The sequence below is a fragment of the Kitasatospora acidiphila genome (assembly GCF_006636205.1).
Classification (GTDB): Bacteria; Actinomycetota; Actinomycetes; order Streptomycetales; family Streptomycetaceae; genus Kitasatospora; species Kitasatospora acidiphila.
In genome coordinates this window covers 6,107,284-6,123,191 of the sequence record NZ_VIGB01000003.1, presented here as the reverse complement: position 1 = coordinate 6,123,191, position 15,908 = coordinate 6,107,284, and the positions used below count along the sequence as shown (strand labels likewise).

At 70.3% G+C, this 15,908-nt stretch carries 12 protein-coding genes, 3 tRNA genes and 1 pseudogene; 8 read left to right on the top strand and 8 right to left on the bottom strand.

All coding sequences use genetic code 11. The features are described 5' to 3' along the window. Positions 1-12: 12 nt before the first annotated feature. The 3 genes from uppS to E6W39_RS28955 all read right to left on the bottom strand — a co-directional run bounded on the left by uppS (position 13) and on the right by E6W39_RS28955 (position 2,043). Positions 13-774, bottom strand: coding sequence for a polyprenyl diphosphate synthase (gene uppS / locus E6W39_RS28965; RefSeq protein WP_141635997.1), 762 nt, complete (start codon positions 772-774; stop codon positions 13-15). Next, positions 753-1,697, bottom strand: a complete 945-nt coding sequence (locus tag E6W39_RS28960; protein WP_181799483.1) for a recombinase zinc beta ribbon domain-containing protein — start codon at positions 1,695-1,697, stop codon at positions 753-755. The genes uppS and E6W39_RS28960 overlap by 22 nt, the downstream gene beginning before the upstream one ends. A gap of 100 nt (positions 1,698-1,797) precedes the next feature. Further along, a complete protein-coding gene (locus E6W39_RS28955) occupies positions 1,798-2,043 on the bottom strand; it encodes a helix-turn-helix domain-containing protein (protein WP_228718400.1) in 246 nt (81 codons plus the stop codon). A gap of 237 nt (positions 2,044-2,280) precedes the next feature. Between E6W39_RS28955 and E6W39_RS28950 the strand changes: the two genes are divergently transcribed. Next, a complete protein-coding gene (locus E6W39_RS28950; protein ID WP_141635995.1) occupies positions 2,281-3,819 on the top strand; it encodes a tyrosine-type recombinase/integrase in 1,539 nt (512 codons plus the stop codon). A 327-nt stretch (positions 3,820-4,146) separates the two neighbouring features. Here E6W39_RS28950 and E6W39_RS28945 read toward each other — a convergent pair. Continuing rightward, a tRNA-Ile gene (locus tag E6W39_RS28945) sits at positions 4,147-4,220 on the bottom strand. Positions 4,221-4,444: 224 nt separating this feature from the next. Here E6W39_RS28945 and E6W39_RS28940 point away from each other — a divergent pair. Both E6W39_RS28940 and E6W39_RS28935 read left to right on the top strand, forming a co-directional pair. Beyond that, complete coding sequence (locus tag E6W39_RS28940) at positions 4,445-5,233, top strand: trypsin-like serine peptidase (protein WP_228718399.1); 789 nt, start codon at positions 4,445-4,447, stop codon at positions 5,231-5,233. A 118-nt stretch (positions 5,234-5,351) separates the two neighbouring features. Continuing rightward, a complete protein-coding gene (locus E6W39_RS28935; protein WP_141635994.1) occupies positions 5,352-6,236 on the top strand; it encodes a trypsin-like serine peptidase in 885 nt (294 codons plus the stop codon). Here E6W39_RS28935 and E6W39_RS28930 read toward each other — a convergent pair. Continuing rightward, positions 6,207-6,281, bottom strand: a tRNA-Asn gene (locus E6W39_RS28930). The two genes, E6W39_RS28935 and E6W39_RS28930, sit on opposite strands and share 30 nt — an antisense overlap. Positions 6,282-6,317: 36 nt before the next feature. Beyond that, positions 6,318-6,390: transfer RNA gene (locus E6W39_RS28925), tRNA-Asn, on the bottom strand. A 257-nt stretch (positions 6,391-6,647) separates the two neighbouring features. Between E6W39_RS28925 and E6W39_RS28920 the strand changes: the two genes are divergently transcribed. The 5 genes from E6W39_RS28920 to E6W39_RS28900 all read left to right on the top strand — a co-directional run bounded on the left by E6W39_RS28920 (position 6,648) and on the right by E6W39_RS28900 (position 12,799). After that, entirely contained in the window at positions 6,648-6,944 is a 297-nt protein-coding gene (locus E6W39_RS28920; RefSeq protein ID WP_141635993.1) for a hypothetical protein, read from the top strand. Between the two features lie 98 nt (positions 6,945-7,042). Then, a complete protein-coding gene (locus E6W39_RS28915; RefSeq protein WP_141635992.1) occupies positions 7,043-8,479 on the top strand; it encodes an FGGY family carbohydrate kinase in 1,437 nt (478 codons plus the stop codon). A gap of 43 nt (positions 8,480-8,522) precedes the next feature. After that, positions 8,523-9,929, top strand: coding sequence for a glutamate decarboxylase (locus E6W39_RS28910; protein ID WP_141635991.1), 1,407 nt, complete (start codon positions 8,523-8,525; stop codon positions 9,927-9,929). Positions 9,930-10,130: 201 nt separating this feature from the next. Further along, positions 10,131-10,430 (top strand): hypothetical protein, encoded by a 300-nt coding sequence (locus E6W39_RS39780; RefSeq protein ID WP_181799482.1) that lies wholly within the window; start codon positions 10,131-10,133, stop codon positions 10,428-10,430. Then, positions 10,427-12,799, top strand: a complete 2,373-nt coding sequence (locus E6W39_RS28900) for a GH92 family glycosyl hydrolase (RefSeq protein ID WP_141635989.1) — start codon at positions 10,427-10,429, stop codon at positions 12,797-12,799. The genes E6W39_RS39780 and E6W39_RS28900 overlap by 4 nt, the downstream gene beginning before the upstream one ends. 36 nt (positions 12,800-12,835) lie before the next feature. Here the strand turns inward: E6W39_RS28900 and E6W39_RS28895 are convergent. Both E6W39_RS28895 and dnaG read right to left on the bottom strand, forming a co-directional pair. Further along, positions 12,836-13,875: pseudogene (locus E6W39_RS28895) on the bottom strand (RNA polymerase sigma factor). Between the two features lie 124 nt (positions 13,876-13,999). Further along, complete coding sequence (gene dnaG / locus E6W39_RS28890) at positions 14,000-15,901, bottom strand: DNA primase (RefSeq protein ID WP_141635988.1); 1,902 nt, start codon at positions 15,899-15,901, stop codon at positions 14,000-14,002. Between the last annotated feature and the right edge of the window lie 7 nt (positions 15,902-15,908).

The window sequence follows — 15,908 nt, the reverse complement described above, 5'->3', positions numbered from 1 at the left end:
CCGAGCCGCCGCTCAGGCACCTCTGGTGCGTGAGCGGCGGTCATAGCTGGCCAGAGCAGCGTCGAAGTCCCGGCGGGTCAGGTCCGGCCACAGCGAGGTGCAGAAGTACAGCTCGCTCTGGAAGCCCTGCCACGCCATGAACCCACTCAGGCGCTGCTCCCCGGACGTCCGGATGACCAGGTCAGGGTCGGGCTGGCCACTGGTGTAGAGATGACGGGCGATGTCCCGCTCTTCCAGGGCCTCCGCGATGTCCTCGGCGTTGTAGCCGCGCGCAGCGAGTTCGGCGACCGACCGGCGCACGGCCCCGACCAGCTCTTCCCGGCCGCCGTAGGCCACAGCCACGTTGACTTGCATCGCGCCCGGCTGCGGCTTCTCGGCCCCCGCCACCAAGCTCATGATGGCGGCCGTGCGCTTCGGGAGCAGTCCGAAGTCTCCGATCGGCCTCACGTCCCAACGACCCGTGCAGTGAAGATCGAGGACCAGGTCCTCGATGATGTTCAGCAGCGGCGAGAGCTCGTCGGCGGGGCGCCGAAGGTTGGCGACGGACAGGACCCACATGGTGACGACCTGGATGCCGCTCTCCTCGCACCAGTCCAGTACTTCGTGGATCTTCTCAGCACCGGCACGGTGCCCATCGGCGGTGGACAGCGCACGAGCCTTCGCCCATCGCCGGCTGCCGTCCACGATGACGCCAAGGTGCCGCAGCCCAGTGCCAACGTCCCAGCAGGTACTACTCGCGGAGCTGTTGATGACTACTGTCCTTCTCTGCGCCACTTCAGGACGACCCTGCCCGGCTCGATGTGCCGGATGCCCTGTGCGCTCGCCTTGTAGACCTCGATGGAGATGAGGAACAGCATCGCGATGGCGCGCTTGGAGGCCGTCGGGGCGTGATTCCACCACTTGATCAGGTCGTCCACGTTGCCGAGCTGCGGGGCCGCTACGGCCTGTTCGAGGAAGCGAAGGCGCGTGCGGAGCTGCTTGATCTCGCCCTTCGCCTTCTGCTCGACGGCAACGATCGTCTCCCGCGTGACCTCGCCGTTGAGGTACGAGTCGGCGAGCGCACCGGCTGCGCCCTTCAGCTCCTCGATCCGGGCGCGGGCCTGCTCAGCTTCTGCCCCGAGCTCCTGCCGCACCTTCGCCATCTCCTCTTGCGCGCTGGGGCGAAGGAGTTCGGCGAGCACGTACTCCGCGACGTAGTCCTCAAGCTGCCCTGCGGCGATGCGGGTCTTGCCGCACCCGCCGGGTCGGTCCGTGCGGTTGGCGTCGCCGCACCGGTAGCCGGGCGTGTCGGAGTTCGAGCGGGCAGACGTCATCGGCTGCTTGCACTCCCCGCAGACAGCCATGCCGCCGGTGTACAGGTAGTCGTACGCCTCCTGGCGGGGCGCACGCGCGGTCTCGGTGTCGAGGGCCTGGAGCTTACGGAACTCCTCGGGCGTGATGATGACGGGCTTGCCGCTCTCCACCAGCTCGCCGTTCTCGCCGACGGTCAGGCCGGCGATCTCGGGCGAACGCAGAAGCCGACCGAGCGTCATCGAAGTCCAAGCGGCGCCCCGTGTGCCGCGGTAACCCTCGCTGTTCATCCACTCGGCGATCTCGGCCTTGTTCTGGCCAAGGAGACGGCGCGAGGCAGCACCTCGTACTGCTGGCACCTCGGAATCGCGCAGCTGGCTGAACCTGCTGTCCTCGAAGCCGTACATCCGTGGCGGCATGCCGTCCTACCTACCTAGTCGCCGTACCTTGAGCCGATCAGTGGCAACTCTTCTTTAAGTTGCCGCCACCTCTGCCGCGACGACCAAGTCATCGAGGCAGCATCGGCACCCCTAGGGCCTCCCACAAGGAAGCCGTAGGAATCTTCGTCACCCCGCCGAGCCTCAAGGTCTTCGCCGGGAACGAACCGTCCCGGATCAGCTCCATCGCCTTGTTGCGGCCGATACCGAGCGCCCGAGCGGCCGTCTCAACACTGACCGTGGCCGGCAGTTCAAGCAGCTCACTCAGAGTCATCAGATGCGACTCGCGTGAGCTCACCGGTGTTGCAGTTGTCATCAGCTGCCGCGCTTCTCCCCCGCGCACAACTAGCTGTGAGCATACGGCACTGTCCCCATCGCAAGGCAAGATAGATCGACCTAGCACTACCTGGTGCACGGGAATCACGCAGGGCTACTGACCTGCGTGTCGGCTCGACACGCCTTGGGGGGCGAATTGTTCGAGGACAAGACGTACAAGCGATGCAGCTGCGAGGGGCCGCTGTTCCACCGGCGAGGGGTGCTGAAAGGGCAGCCCATGCTCGACGAGGACGGCAACCAGAGGATCGGCCGACTGGAGGCCGCCTGCCCCCGGCTGAGCCAAAAGGGCCACGGCTCCTGGTACTACAGCATCGAATTGCCGCTGAAGGTCGGCGGCAAGCGTAACCGCGCCGTCGAAGGCGGCTTCCGGACGCAGAAGCGGGCATCTGCCGAGGCGAAGAAGGCGTACAACCTCGCGTTGGCCGGCATCGACCCGCACTCCAAGCTGACGCTGAAGCAGTACATGGAGGAGTGGCTTGAAGGGAAGGAGGACCTGGCCAAGTCCACTGCCGACAAGTACGGCCAGCACATACGCGACGTCATCGCGCCCTATATCGGGCACGTCGAGTTGGTCGACCTGCGCCCCGACCACATCCGCGAGATGTTCAGCGCGATCGCAGACGAGAACTCCGCCCGCGACGCACATCGTGCCCGGGTCGAGGCACTGACCGAGGACTGCGCGGCCAAGCAGGCCGAGTGGAAGCAGATCCCCCGTGGCACACGCGCCGACCAGGCGAAGAGGGCGGAGGCGCGCAAGCAGTGGGATGAGGCGAAGGCACTCCTGGCCGAGGAACGCAAGAAGCTCAAGCGGCTGACCGGGCCAGTCACCCAGCACCGCATCCTGGCGACACTTTCGTCTGCCCTCGAAGATGCCGTCAGCAGCGAGAAGGTCACGCGCAATTGGGCCAGCCTCGTGCATCTGACTCCCGCTCCGAGGCCGCGAGCCTTGGTGTGGACGCCGGCCCGAGTCGCAGAGTTGCAGCGCACCGGCGAGAAGCCTTCATCCGTCATGCTGTGGACGCCGGAGCAGACCGGCCAATTCCTGGATGCAACCCACGACGACCGATTGCACACGCTCTGGCACCTGCTCGCGCTACGCGGGCTACGCCGCGGCGAAGCCTGTGCCCTGCCGTGGTCCGAGGTCGACCTCGAGACCCGAACGATCCACATCAGCCGACAGATCGTCACCGTCTCCTATGAGACGTTCCAGGAAGAGCCGAAGGCCGACAGCGTCCGGACCATCTCGATCGACCGGGAGACCGTCGAACTCCTCCGGCTGCTCCGCGAACAGCAGATCGCCGAGCGGGAGGCATGGAACGCCGGCCACAAGAACGACGCTTGGCAGGACACCGGGGCCGTCTTCACCAAGGAAGACGGATCGATGTACCACCCCGACTACCTCACCCACCGCTTCGCCCTGCTGGCCGAGAAGCTCGGCCTGCCACCGATCACCCTGCATGGCCTCCGTCACGGCACAGCCGGCATCGCGAACGCCGCCGGCCTGACCCTCAAGGACATCTCCGACCTCCTGGGCCACTCCGGCATCCAAATCACCGGGGACACCTACACGACCGTCTTCCCGCAGTTCAAGCAGGCCCAGGCCGAAGCCTCCCTCAGCGTTGTCCCGAGGACCCGCCGAGTCACCCAGGCGGCCGAACCGGCGCCGCCTACCGAAGCCGCAGCAACCAGGGCAGCCGCTACGCACCGTGAGCGGTCGAAGGCTCGGAAGCGGGTCAGGATCCTCGCCGCCAGCTGAGGTCTACCGATCGCGCAGGGATGGGGCCTGTGCGGTCATCTGCATGAAACCTGGCGCACGGGGATGGGGCCTGTGCGGCCACCAATACGGCAGTCGGCCGTCTGGACGCCGCCATGCCGCGCTTCGCCATGCCCTCCGCCGAAGGGCACGACGAGGGCCCTGTGGACGGTGTCAGCGTCAACGTGTTTACCGAGCGTTTCCCGGCGGGTGAATCTCGGCCTGTCGCGCGCGCTGCTGGGGAGCCGTTGCCCTAGGATTTACGCTTGAGGCGGGCTGTTCTCGCAGGTCAAGCGCAAGATATTGCTGACGACCCATCAGGATCTTGAGTAGGGCGGGTGGGACTCGAACCCACGACCCAGGGATTATGAGTCCCCTGCTCTAACCGGCTGAGCTACCGCCCCACTTCACCACGTGTACCTGCCACCACCGTGGCTGGTACACCGCAGCACAGACGGCCCTGCTGGGCCGCCTCGGGCAGCATATCCGGTCGATCAGCCGTGGTGCTCGCCGGGGGCGTGCCATGAGCACGCTCCCGGTCCCCGCGTCCGGCGAGGAGGCGTATGACGGTGCGTAAGGCGGTGCTCGCGGTGGCGCTGGCGCTGCTCGCCCCGGCGGCCGTCACGGGGTGCTCCTCCGGCGGCGGGCACGGCGGCGCGGCCTCGGCCGGCACGGCTCCGGCGAGCTCGGTGGCCGGGGCGCGGACAGCGGCTGGAACCGGAAGCGCTTCCTGGCCGCCTTCGACAAGCGCAAGGGCACCACCCGCACCGCCTCCCCCACCGCGAACAACGGCCTGGTCGGCGCGGTCTTCACGCACGACACCGGCGGCGACCACTTCTGCACCGCCAGCGTGGTGGACAGCGCGGCCCAGAACCTGATCGTCACCGCCGCGCACTGCGTCTACGACCCGGGTTCGGGGCAGCGGTCCGACCTGGTCTTCGTGCCCGGCTACCGCGGCGGCGACGCGCCCAGCGGGGTCTGGCCGCTGGGCGCCATCACCGTCGACCCGAGCTGGGCGAACGGCGGCAACCCCGACCTGGACGTGGCCTTCGCGATCGTCGAGCCGCAGGACGGCAAGCAGGTGCAGCAGGTGCTGGGCGCCAACAAGCTCGGCATCAACAAGGGCTACCAGCTGCGGGTGCGGCTGACCGGCTACCCCAGCAGCCAGGACGTGCCGATCACCTGCATGAACCTCACCAGCCAGCAGAGTGCCACCCAGCTGCGGATCGACTGCCCGGACTACAGCGGCGGCACCAGCGGCAGCCCCTGGGTCACCGGGTACGACCCCGGCACCAGGACCGGCACGGTGGTCGGCGTGATCGGCGGCTACCAGGAGGGCGGGAACACCCCCGACACGTCGTACAGCAGCTACTTCGGGGACGCGGTCCAGGCCCTCTACAACCGTGCGACCAGCTGAAACACCGAATGAGTTCACACCCTGCCAAGCCTGGCGCAGGACCGGGCGGATTTGGTAGATCTTGGGTCAGACATGTGGGCGCGGCGCGCGCCACGCAGGCCCGAGAGGTGGAACACGGATGGCGCGGCGGCTGCGCGGCCGGGTGGCGATGGGCGCTGCCGCGGCCGGACTGGCGGCCGGCACGGCGGGCTGCGGGGCCGGGCTCCACTCGCCGCACCCCGCTCCCACGGTCACCGCGGTGACCGCCGCCGCGAACGGCGTGAACGACCGGATCGGCGTGCTGCAACTGCCCGACGAGGGCAACGCCCGGTCCTGCACGGCCAGCGTGGTGGACAGCCCGGGCCGCAATCTGCTGATCACCGCCGCGCACTGCGTCTACCAGACCGGCGACGGCCCGGTGCCGGGGCTGGCCTTCGTCCCCGGCTACCGGAACGGCTCGGGGCCGCTGGGCAGCTGGGCGGTCTCCAAGGTGACCGTCGACCAGCACTGGCAGGACGACGGCGACCCGGAGTACGACGTGGCGTTCCTCACCGTCGAGCCGAACAACGGCCGGCAGATCGAGGACGCGGTGGGCGGCGGCAGCCCGATCGCCGTCGGCCGCGGCTTCGACCTCCCGGTGACCGTCACCGGCTACCCGGCGGACCACGAGGAGCCGATCACCTGCTCGGCGCGGACCACCTCCCAGAGTGCCACCCAGGAGGAGTTCGACTGCGCCGGCTTCTCCGACGGCACCAGCGGCAGCCCGTGGCTGACCGGCGACGGGCAGCTGGTCGGGGTGATCGGCGGCTACCAGCAGGGCGGGACAGCCCGGACATCTCCTACAGCATCAGCTTCGACGACCGGATCAGTGCGCTCTTCCAGCAGGCCACCCAGCCGGCGTGACCGGCAGCCCGGCGTGACCGGCGGGAGGCAGCCGGCCGGCCGGAGAAACGGCGAATGCCCCCCGGCGCGGGCCGGAGGGCATTCGGCGTGGTGGCTCCCCCAATTGGACTCGAACCAATAACCTGCCGATTAACAGTCGGCTGCTCTGCCAATTGAGCTATGGGGATCGCACGACCAGGCGTCCGCAGGACGGCTGCCTGAGCTCCCGCATTTGGACTCGAACCAAAAACCTGCCGGTTAACAGCCGGCTGCTCTGCCAATTGAGCTATGCGGGATCGTCTGTTCCGCCGCGCGCACCGCTCGGTGCTCGCTGCGGGACATACATTAGCGCATCCAGGGGGTGGTCCGCCAATCGCTTCCCCCGCTTCAGCAGGTGAGGGGGCGCCCCGCTGGTCGGCGCACCCCGGTTGGCGGCGGGCGCGCAGGGCGCGGGATGCTGGGTGAACCGCCGGGTAACTTCCGGGGTTCACCGGCGGCCGCGACGGGTAGGGCACCGCGGCAACTGCCGCGACACAAGGGTGGAGACCGAGAGATGAAGTGGAAGCTTTCGTTCGTCGTGGGAGCCGCCGCCGGGTACGTGCTGGGCGCCCGGGCCGGCCGGCAGCGCTACGAGCAGCTGGCCGAGGCCGCCCGCCGGGCCGCCCAGCACCCGATGGTGCAGGATGCCACCCAGCGGGCCCGCCGGACGGCGGGCCTGGCGGCCTGCAAGGCGGTGGGCGCGGTGACCGACCGGGTCGGCGACCGGCTGCCGGACGCGGTCACCGACCGGGTGGCCTGCTTCAACCGCCGCCGGCCGGAGGACGACAGCTGGGGCACCGTCCGTCGTTGAGCCGGGCAGCAGTCCGAGCAGCGCCGGGGCGTACCGAGTGCGCAACACTTGCGGGCCGCGCCGGAACCGGGTGCCCCGGCTGCGGCATGATCTCCTGCATGGCCATCGTCGCGGGCATCGACAGCTCGACCACTCGCACCCGGATCGTCGCGTGTGACGCGGACACCGGTGAGGTGCTGCGCTCCGGCAAGGCTCCGCACCCGGAGTCGGAGGCGTCCCGGGCCCGCAGCACCGAGGCGGACCCGCAGTCCTGGCTGCATTCGCTGGGCGAGGCGGCGCACGGCGGGCTGCTGGAGAGCGTGCGCGCGATCGGCGTCTCCGCGCAGCGGCACAGCCTGATCGGGCTGGACGCGGGCGGGGTGCTGGTCCGCCCGGCGCTGCTGTGGACCGACCCGCGGTCCTCGGGCGCGGCCGCCCAGCTGGTGGACGCGCTCGGCGGCCCGGCCGCCTGGACCTCGGTGATCGGCGCGGTGCCGACCGCCACGTACACCATCGCCAAGCTGCGCTGGCTGGCCGAGTTCGAGCCGGCCAACGCCCGCCGGATCGCCGAGGTGCTGCTGCCGCACGACTGGCTGGTCTGGCAGCTGCTCGGCCATCCGCAGCGGCGCACCACCGACCGGGGTGACGCCTCCGGCACCGGCTACTGGTCGCCGCTCACCGGCGAGTACCGGCAGGACCTGGTGAAGCTGGCGCTGGGGCACGAACTGACCCGGCTGCCCGAGGTGCTGGCGCCCAACGAGCCGGCCGGGCACACCCCCGAGGGGCTGCTGATCTCGGCCGGCACCGGCGACAACATGGCGGCCGCGCTCGGCCTCGGGCTGGAGTCCGGGGACGCGGTGGTGTCGCTGGGGGCCTCCGGGACGATCTTCGCGGTGCACGACGAGCCGGTGGTGGATCCGTCCGGCATCATCTCCTCGTTCGCCGACGCCACCGGACGGCACCTGCCGATGGCCGGCACGCTCAACGCCGCCGGGGTGCTGCGGTCCACCGCGCAGCTGCTCGGCGTCGACCTGGAGCAGCTGAGCGAGCTGGCGCTGCGCTCCTCCCCCGGCGCCTACGGCCTGGTGCTGCTGCCCTACCTGGACGGCGAGCGCACGCCCCGACTCCCGCACGCCGCAGGCACCCTGACGGGTCTTCGGGCCGACTCGATGCGTCCCGAGCACCTGGCCAGGGCCGCCGTCGAGGGCATGCTCTGCAACATCGCGGACGCGCTGGACCGGCTGCGCGCCAAGGGGGTGACGATCCGTCGGGTGTTCCTGCTCGGCGCGGTCGGGCGGCTGCCCGCGGTCCGCGACAACGCCTCGCTGATCTTCGGCACCACGGTGGTGATACCGCCACCGGGGGACCACGCGGCCCGTGGTGCGGCGCGGCAGGCGGCCTGGGCGCTGGCCGGCACTGCCGAACCGCCGCACTGGGAGCTGCCGGGGGCGACGGTGCTGGAACCGGAGCAGGATCAGCCGTTCGGTAACGCAGTACGCCAGCAGTACGGCGTGGTGCGGGATCAAGTCCACCCGGAGATCGGCGAGATGGCCTAGCGTGGATTGCCCTGCTGGTCTTCCACCGAAGGGCATCCGAGGAATGGCGCTGCACAAGGGGTCGAGCACCGACCGCCGACTGACCGTCAACGCGTTGCTGGGCGAGGCCGATCCGATCGGCGCGATGCGCCAGGCCCCGCCGAAGCACCGACTGCATGACGTCCCGCTGCTCCCGCACGTCGCCTACCAGCTGATCCACGACGAGCTGATGCTGGACGGCAACGCCAAGCTGAACCTGGCCACCTTCGTCACCACCTCGATGGAGGCGGAGGCGGACAAGCTGATGGCCGAGTGCTTCGACAAGAACATGATCGACAAGGACGAGTACCCGCAGACCGCCGAGCTGGAGCGGCGCTGCGTGGCGATCCTGGCCGACCTGTGGCACGCGCCCGATCCCGACCAGGCGGTGGGCTGCTCCACCACCGGCTCCAGCGAGGCCTGCATGCTGGCCGGGCTGGCGCTCAAGCGCCGCTGGATGCGCCGCAACCAGGCCCGCTACGACGCCGGCGCCAAGCCCAACCTGGTGATGGGCGCCAATGTGCAGGTCTGCTGGGAGAAGTTCTGCAACTTCTGGGAGGTGGAGTGCCGGCTCGCGCCGATGGAGGGCGAGCGGTTCCACCTGGACGCCGACTCGGCGCTGGCGCTGTGCGATGAGAACACCATTGGCGTGGTTGCTGTGCTCGGCTCCACCTTCGACGGCTCCTACGAGCCGGTCAAGGAGATCTGCGACGCGCTGGACGCGCTGCAGCGGCGCACCGGCCTGGACATCCCGGTGCACGTGGACGGCGCCTCCGGCGGCATGGTCGCACCGTTCCTGGACACCGACCTGCTCTGGGACTTCCGACTGCCCCGGGTGGCCTCCATCAACACCTCGGGCCACAAGTACGGCCTGGTCTACCCCGGCGTCGGCTGGGCGATCTGGCGGGACGCCGAGGCACTGCCCGAGGAGCTGGTCTTCAAGGTCAACTACCTGGGCGGCGACATGCCGACCTTCGCGCTGAACTTCTCCCGACCCGGCTCCGAGGTGGTCGCGCAGTACTACCAGTTCCTGCGGCTCGGCTTCGAGGGCTACCGCGCGGTCCAGCAGTCCTGCCGCCACGTGGCCCGCCACCTGGCGGCCGGGTTCGAGAAGCTGGGTGTCTTCCGGCTGATCACCCGCGGCGACCAACTCCCGGTCTTCGCCTGCACGGTGGCCGACACGGTCACCTCGTTCGACGTCTTCGACGTCTCGCGGCGGCTGCGGGAGCGCGGCTGGCAGGTGCCCGCCTACACCTTCCCGGAGAACCGGACCGACCTGTCGGTGCTGCGGGTGGTCTGCCGCAACGGGTTCACCCTGGACCTGGCCGACATGCTGCTCGACGACCTGGAGCGACTGCTGCCCGAACTGCAGGCCCAGCCGGCGCCGTTGCAGAACCGCGGGATCGAGCCGTCGAGCGCCTTCCACCACTAGGGCATCAGGGATGGCAGCCTGACGATCTGTCAACCCGTTTGCCGAAAAAATTACCGAACAGGTGCGCTACCTCCCGAGTCATCACCCTCTGCAAGGGAACACTGACGGAAAGTCAGGAGGTGGGCTCAGTTGCGTATCTTGCGACGCCCCGGAATTTCGCGCCACCTGCGGCCCCATCGGCCCCCGTGCCCGCCCCGCCCCGTGCGGCGGCCGGGCAGTCCCGCCAACCCGTCCGGCCCCGCCACTCGGCGGGGCCCGGGCGACCCCCCGCGCCGCCCGCACCGGCGCGGGGCGATCGCCCTGACCGCCTGCGTCACCCTGATGGCCGCGGCCGGTCTGCAACGCGCCCCCGAAGCGGCGGCCACCACGCAGCACATCACCGTCAGCGACCCCGCGCAGTGGGTCAACCCCTTCGTCGGCACCGCCCAGGGCGCCCCCGACTACGGCAACGGCGCGGGGGCGGCAACACCTTCCCGGGCGCGGTCGCACCGCTGGGCATGATCCAGTGGAGCCCGGACACCGTCACCTACCAGAACGGCGGCTACGACTACAACGACAACCGGATCCGCGGCTTCAGCCTCACCCACATCTCGGGCGCGGGCTGCGGGGACTACGGAAACGTCCCGTTCCTGCCGTTCCCCGGCAGCAGCCCACCCGGCTACTCGACCTTCTCGCACAGCAACGAGTCGGCCTCGCCCGGCACCTACTCGGTCACCTTCGACGACGGGATCAGAACCGATCTCGCGGTCACCCAGCGCTCCGGCATCGCCCAGTTCACCTACCCGGCCGGCCAGACCGCCTCGCTCACCGTGGACGCGGGCAAGGCCTTCAACGCCGCCACCGGCAGCGTGACGATCAGCTCCAACGGGATCGCCGGCTACACCGACAGCGGCAACTTCTGCGGCAGCGGCAACCACTACCGGCTGTTCTTCACGGTGGTGTTCGACCGCCCGTTCGCCAGCAGCAGCCTCACCGGCGGGTCACTGGCCCAGGTCTCCTTCGACACCTCGGCCAACCCCACCGTCACGGCGAAGGTCGGCATCTCCTTCGTCAGCGCGGCCAACGCCTACGCCAACCTCCAGGCGGAGCAGGGAGGTGAGAGCTTCGCCCAGGTCAAGTCGGCGACCCGGGGAGCCTGGAACGGCATGCTGCAACGGATCGCCGTGGCGGGCGGGAACGTCTTCGACACCGTGACCTTCTACAGCGCGCTGTACCACGTCCTCCAGGACCCGAGCGTGTTCAGCGACACCGACGGCCGCTACCCGGGCTTCGACGGGCAGCTCCACACCGCCGCGGCGGGGCACGCCGAGTACGCCGACTTCTCCGGCTGGGACGTCTACCGCTCCCAGGCGCAGCTGCTGGCCTTCCTGGCCCCGCAGCAGGCCTCGGACGTCGCCCAGTCGATCGTCGACCAGGGGGCCCAGGCGGGATACCTGGACCGCTGGACACTGGCCAACGGCAACACCGGGGTGATGAACGGCGATCCGCTGCCGATCATCGGCAGCGACCTGGTCGCCTTCGGTGCCATCGACTTCGACTACTGGAACCTGCTCTGGGAGTCCTGGCAGGGCACCGTGAAGGACAACGAACGGCCGGGCTGGCAGAGCGAGGCGGGCGAGGGCTTCGTGCCGGCCGCGAACAGCTGGAGCGGCGCCACCACCCTGGAGTACGCCACCGCCGACTTCGCGATCTCCCAACTCGCCTCCCGGCTGGGCGACACGGCGATCCACGACGTACTGCTGCACAGCTCCTCGAACTGGCGCGACATCCTCAACAACAACGACCTGTACCTCGAACCGCGCAACGCCGACCACAGCTTTCCGAGCTTCGCCCCGACCTCGCAGAACGGGTGGCTGGAGGGCGACGGTGCCCAGTACACCTGGCTGGTGCCGCAGAACCCCAAGGGTCTGTTCGCCGCGCTGGGCGGCCCGGGCCCGGTGGGCTCCCGGTTGGACACGCTCTTCGCCAACGGCCTGAACGCGGGCCCGTGGTCGGCGGGCGCCTACCTGGCGAACGAGCCGTCGACGGCCATCCCCTGGCTCTACGACTACGCGGGCCGGCCCGACCGGACCGAGGCCGTGGTCCGCCAGGCGCTGACCACGCTGTACTCGTACGGCCCGACCGGCGAGGCCGGCAACGACGACCTCGGCGAGATGTCCGCCTGGGCCGTCTGGGCCGCCCTCGGGATGTACCCGGAGGTCCCCGGGCGGGCCGAACTGGCACTGGCCAGCCCGCTGTTCCCGGGCATCACGATCACCCGGGGCAACGGGGTGGTGATCGACATCACCGCGCCCGGCGCGGCCGACAACACGCCCTATGTGACCAGCCTGCAGGTCAACGGCTCACCGTCCCAGCAGCCGTGGCTGAGCGAGGGCTTCGTGCAGAACGGCGGCACCCTGGCCTACGGGCTCAGCAGCACCGACCCGCAGAACTGGGGCACCTCGCCGGCGGACGCCCCGCCCTCCTTCGACACCGGCCCGGCCACCCCGGTCACCGGCCGGATCACCGGGCTGGCGGGCAAGTGCGTGGACGACGACCAGAGCAAACTCTCCTGGGGCAACAAGATCCAGATCTGGGACTGCAACGGCACCGGCGCCCAGCAGTGGACGACGGCCTCGGACGGCAGCCTCCAGGTGCTCGGCAACTGCATGGACGTGGCGAACAGCGGGACGACACCCGGCACCCTGGTGGACCTGTGGCCGTGCAACGGCACCGGGGCCCAGCAGTGGTGGCCGCGCTCGGACGGCTCACTGCTCAACCCGCCGTCCGGCCTCTGCCTGGATCTGCCGAACAGCAACACCACCAACGGCACCCAGCTCCAGATCTGGAACTGCAACGGCACCGGCGCCCAGCGCTGGACCGTGCCGTAGGCGGTCACGGCGCCGCCGTCGGTCACCGTGCCGTAGTCAGTCGAGGTAGCCGCGCAGCTGGTCGGCGAAGGCGTGGTCGCGCAGTTTGGCGAGGGTCTTGGACTCGATCTGGCGGATCCGCTCCCGGGTCACGCCGAAGAGCTCACCGATCTCCTCCAGGGTGCGCACCCGCCCGTCGACCAGCCCGTAGCGCAGCTCGACCACCTTGCGCTCGCGCTCGCCGAGGGTGGCCAGCACTGCCTCCAGGTGCTCGCGCAGCAGCAGGAAGGCCGCACTCTCGGCGGGCTCGGCGGCGTCGGCGTCCTCGATCAGGTCGCCGAGCGCCACGTCCTCCTCGGTGCCGACCGGGATGTGCAGCGAGATCGGCTCCTGGGCCAGCCGCAGCACCTCCCGGACCCGGGCCTCGGTGAGCTCCAGGACCACCGCCACCTCGGCGGGGTCGGCTCCTCCCCGCGCTCCTGGAGCAGCTTGCGCTGCATCCGCAGCACCCGGTTGATCAGCTCCACCACGTGCACCGGCACCCGGATGGTGCGGGCCTGGTCGGCGAGGGCCCGGCTCATCGCCTGCCGGATCCACCAGGTGGCGTAGGTGGAGAACTTGTAGCCGCGGGTGTAGTCGAACTTCTCGACCGCGCGGATCAGCCCGACGTTGCCCTCCTGCACCAGGTCGAGCATGGTGAGCCCGCGGCCGGTGAAGCGCTTGGCGACCGAGACCACCAGGCGCAGATTGGCCTCGATCAAGCGGCGCTTGGCGGTGCGGCCGAGCACCACCAGCTGGTCGAGCTCGTCGGCCAGCGGGCCGTCGGGCAGGCCGTGGCGGTGCAGGTGGTCCTCGGCGAACAGGCCGGCCTCCACCTGCCGGGCGAGCTCCACCTCCTCCGCGGCGGTGAGCAGCCGGATCCGGCCGATCTCGCGCAGGTACTGGCGGAACAGGTCGGCGGCCGGGCCGGTGCCCTCCCGCAGGGCGGCGAGCGGCTCGGCGGGTTCCTCGGCCGGCGGTTCGTCCGACGGCTGGCCGGGCTCTTCGCCGAGCGGCTCGTCCAGCTCGTCGAGCACGACCTCGGCCGGTCTGGCGATCTCCAAGGGGCCCACCCTCCGCGGGCCCTGGGGCCCGTACCACGACGGACTGAGACCCTTTCAGTGTGGCCCTTCCAGCGTGCGCTGCGCCACACCGGGGCCGCACCGGTACCGCACCGGTGTGCTACAGGCCGGCGGCGCCGCGCGTCTTCAGGCTCTCCTTGTACTGCTGCAGCGCGTAGAGCTCCTGCTGCACCGGCGTCAGCTCCTCGGCGGTGGAGCGGCTGGCGATCCGCTGGAGGTGGCTGTGCACCTCGGCCAGCCGGCGGTCCACCGCCTGCAGCCGGACCGCCACCAGGATCTGCCCCGCGTAGTGCTCGTCAACGAGCTTGTGGCGCAGCGGTTCCACGGTCAGTTCGGCGATCACCATGCGGACCTGGTCGTTCTCCGCGGCCTCGTTGACCAGGCCGAGGAAACCCGGCACGCCCTGCCCGTAGACCGTGCCGCCGGCCTTGCCGACGGCCCGCCGGACGGCGGCGTACTGCGGGGTGGTGAACTCGTCCTCGCCGAACTGGTCGAAGTAGGGGTTGACCACCTCGGCCCGCTGCAGCGCGAGCTTCAGCAGCTCGCGCTCCGCGGAACTGGCCCGGTCATGCGGGTTCAGCCGGGGCGCGGCGGCCGGCTGCGGGGCGGGCTGCTGGCGGGCCGCCTGGCCGCGCTGCTGCCCGCGCCCCTGCTGCGGCGCCTCCCGCTGCCAGCGGGAGATCTGGGACACCCGGCGGACCACGAACTGCTCGTCCAGGATGCCCAGCAGGCCGGCCAGTTGGACGGCGTACTCGTGCCGGATGGACGGGTCCTTGATCTTGGCGACGATCGGGGCGGCCTCCTCCAGGGCGGCGGCCCGTCCCTCGGCGGCGTCCACCCGGTGCCGGGCCACCGTGGTGCGCAGCGCGAACTCGAACAGCGGCACCGGGTGGGCGATCAGCTCGCGGACCGCCTCCTCACCCTGGGCCAGCCGCAGTTCGCACGGGTCCATGCCGCCGGGGCTGATCGCGATCGAGGTGCGGGCGGCGAACTTCTGGTCGTCCTCGAAGGCCCGCAGCGCCGCCTTCTGGCCGGCCGCGTCGCCGTCGAAGGTGAAGACCGTCTCGCCGCGGTAGGCCGAGGTGTCCATCAGCAGCCGGCGGATGATCTTGATGTGGTCCTCGGCGAACGCCGTGCCGCAGGTGGCCACCGCCGTGGTGACACCGGCGAGGTGGCAGGCCATCACATCGGTGTAGCCCTCGACCACCACGGCCCGGCCGGACTTGGCGATCTCCTTCTTGGCCAGGTCGATGCCGTAGAGGACGTGCGACTTCTTGTAGATCGGCGTCTCGGGGGTGTTGAGGTACTTCGGGCCGTTGTCGTCCTCGCGCAGCCGGCGGGCGCCGAAGCCCACCACCTCGCCGGCCACGTCCCGGATCGGCCAGACCAGGCGGCCCCGGAACCGGTCGATCAGGCCGCCGCGCTGACCCTGCGAGGCCAGGCCGCCCTGCAGGATCTCCCGGTCGGTGAAGCCCTTGCCGCGCAGGTAGCGCACCAGGTGCTCCCAGCCGGCCGGGGCGTAGCCGACGCCGAAGAGGGCGGCCGCGGCGGCGTCGAAGCCGCGCTCGGCCAGGAACGCCCGGCCGATCTCGGCCTCCGCGCCCTCCAGCTGCTCCCGGTAGTAGGCGGCGGCCACCTTGTGCGCCTCGACCAGCCGGGTGCGCTCGCCCTGCTGGCCGCGGCTGTTGTAGCCGCCCTCCTCGTAGCGCAGCGTGATGTTCGCCTGGGCGGCCATCCGCTCCACGGCCTCGGCGAACGAGAAGTGCTCGATCTTCTGCAAGAAGGTGATGGTGTCGCCGCTCTCCTGGCAGCCGAAGCAGTGGAAGACACCCTTGCTGGGGCTGACGTAGAAGGAGGCGGACTTCTCGTCGTGGAACGGGCAGACGCCCTTCAGCTGGCCGCCGCCACCATTGGTGAGCTGTACGTAGTCGCCGACGACCACGTCGATGGGCAGCGCGTCGCGCACTCGCTGTACGTCTTCGTCCCTGATCCGCCCGGCCACTCGGGGA

Coding starts and splice junctions, on each gene's coding strand:
- E6W39_RS28910 (WP_141635991.1), top strand. CDS start 8,523: ATGGCGCTGCACAAGGGGTCGAGCACCGACCGCCGACTGACCGTCAAC.
- E6W39_RS28915 (WP_141635992.1), top strand. CDS start 7,043: ATGGCCATCGTCGCGGGCATCGACAGCTCGACCACTCGCACCCGGATC.
- E6W39_RS28960 (WP_181799483.1), bottom strand. CDS start 1,697: ATGTACGGCTTCGAGGACAGCAGGTTCAGCCAGCTGCGCGATTCCGAG.
- E6W39_RS28900 (WP_141635989.1), top strand. CDS start 10,427: ATGATCCAGTGGAGCCCGGACACCGTCACCTACCAGAACGGCGGCTAC.
- E6W39_RS28955 (WP_228718400.1), bottom strand. CDS start 2,043: ATGACAACTGCAACACCGGTGAGCTCACGCGAGTCGCATCTGATGACT.
- E6W39_RS28935 (WP_141635994.1), top strand. CDS start 5,352: ATGGCGCGGCGGCTGCGCGGCCGGGTGGCGATGGGCGCTGCCGCGGCC.
- E6W39_RS28950 (WP_141635995.1), top strand. CDS start 2,281: ATGCTCGACGAGGACGGCAACCAGAGGATCGGCCGACTGGAGGCCGCC.
- E6W39_RS28920 (WP_141635993.1), top strand. CDS start 6,648: ATGAAGTGGAAGCTTTCGTTCGTCGTGGGAGCCGCCGCCGGGTACGTG.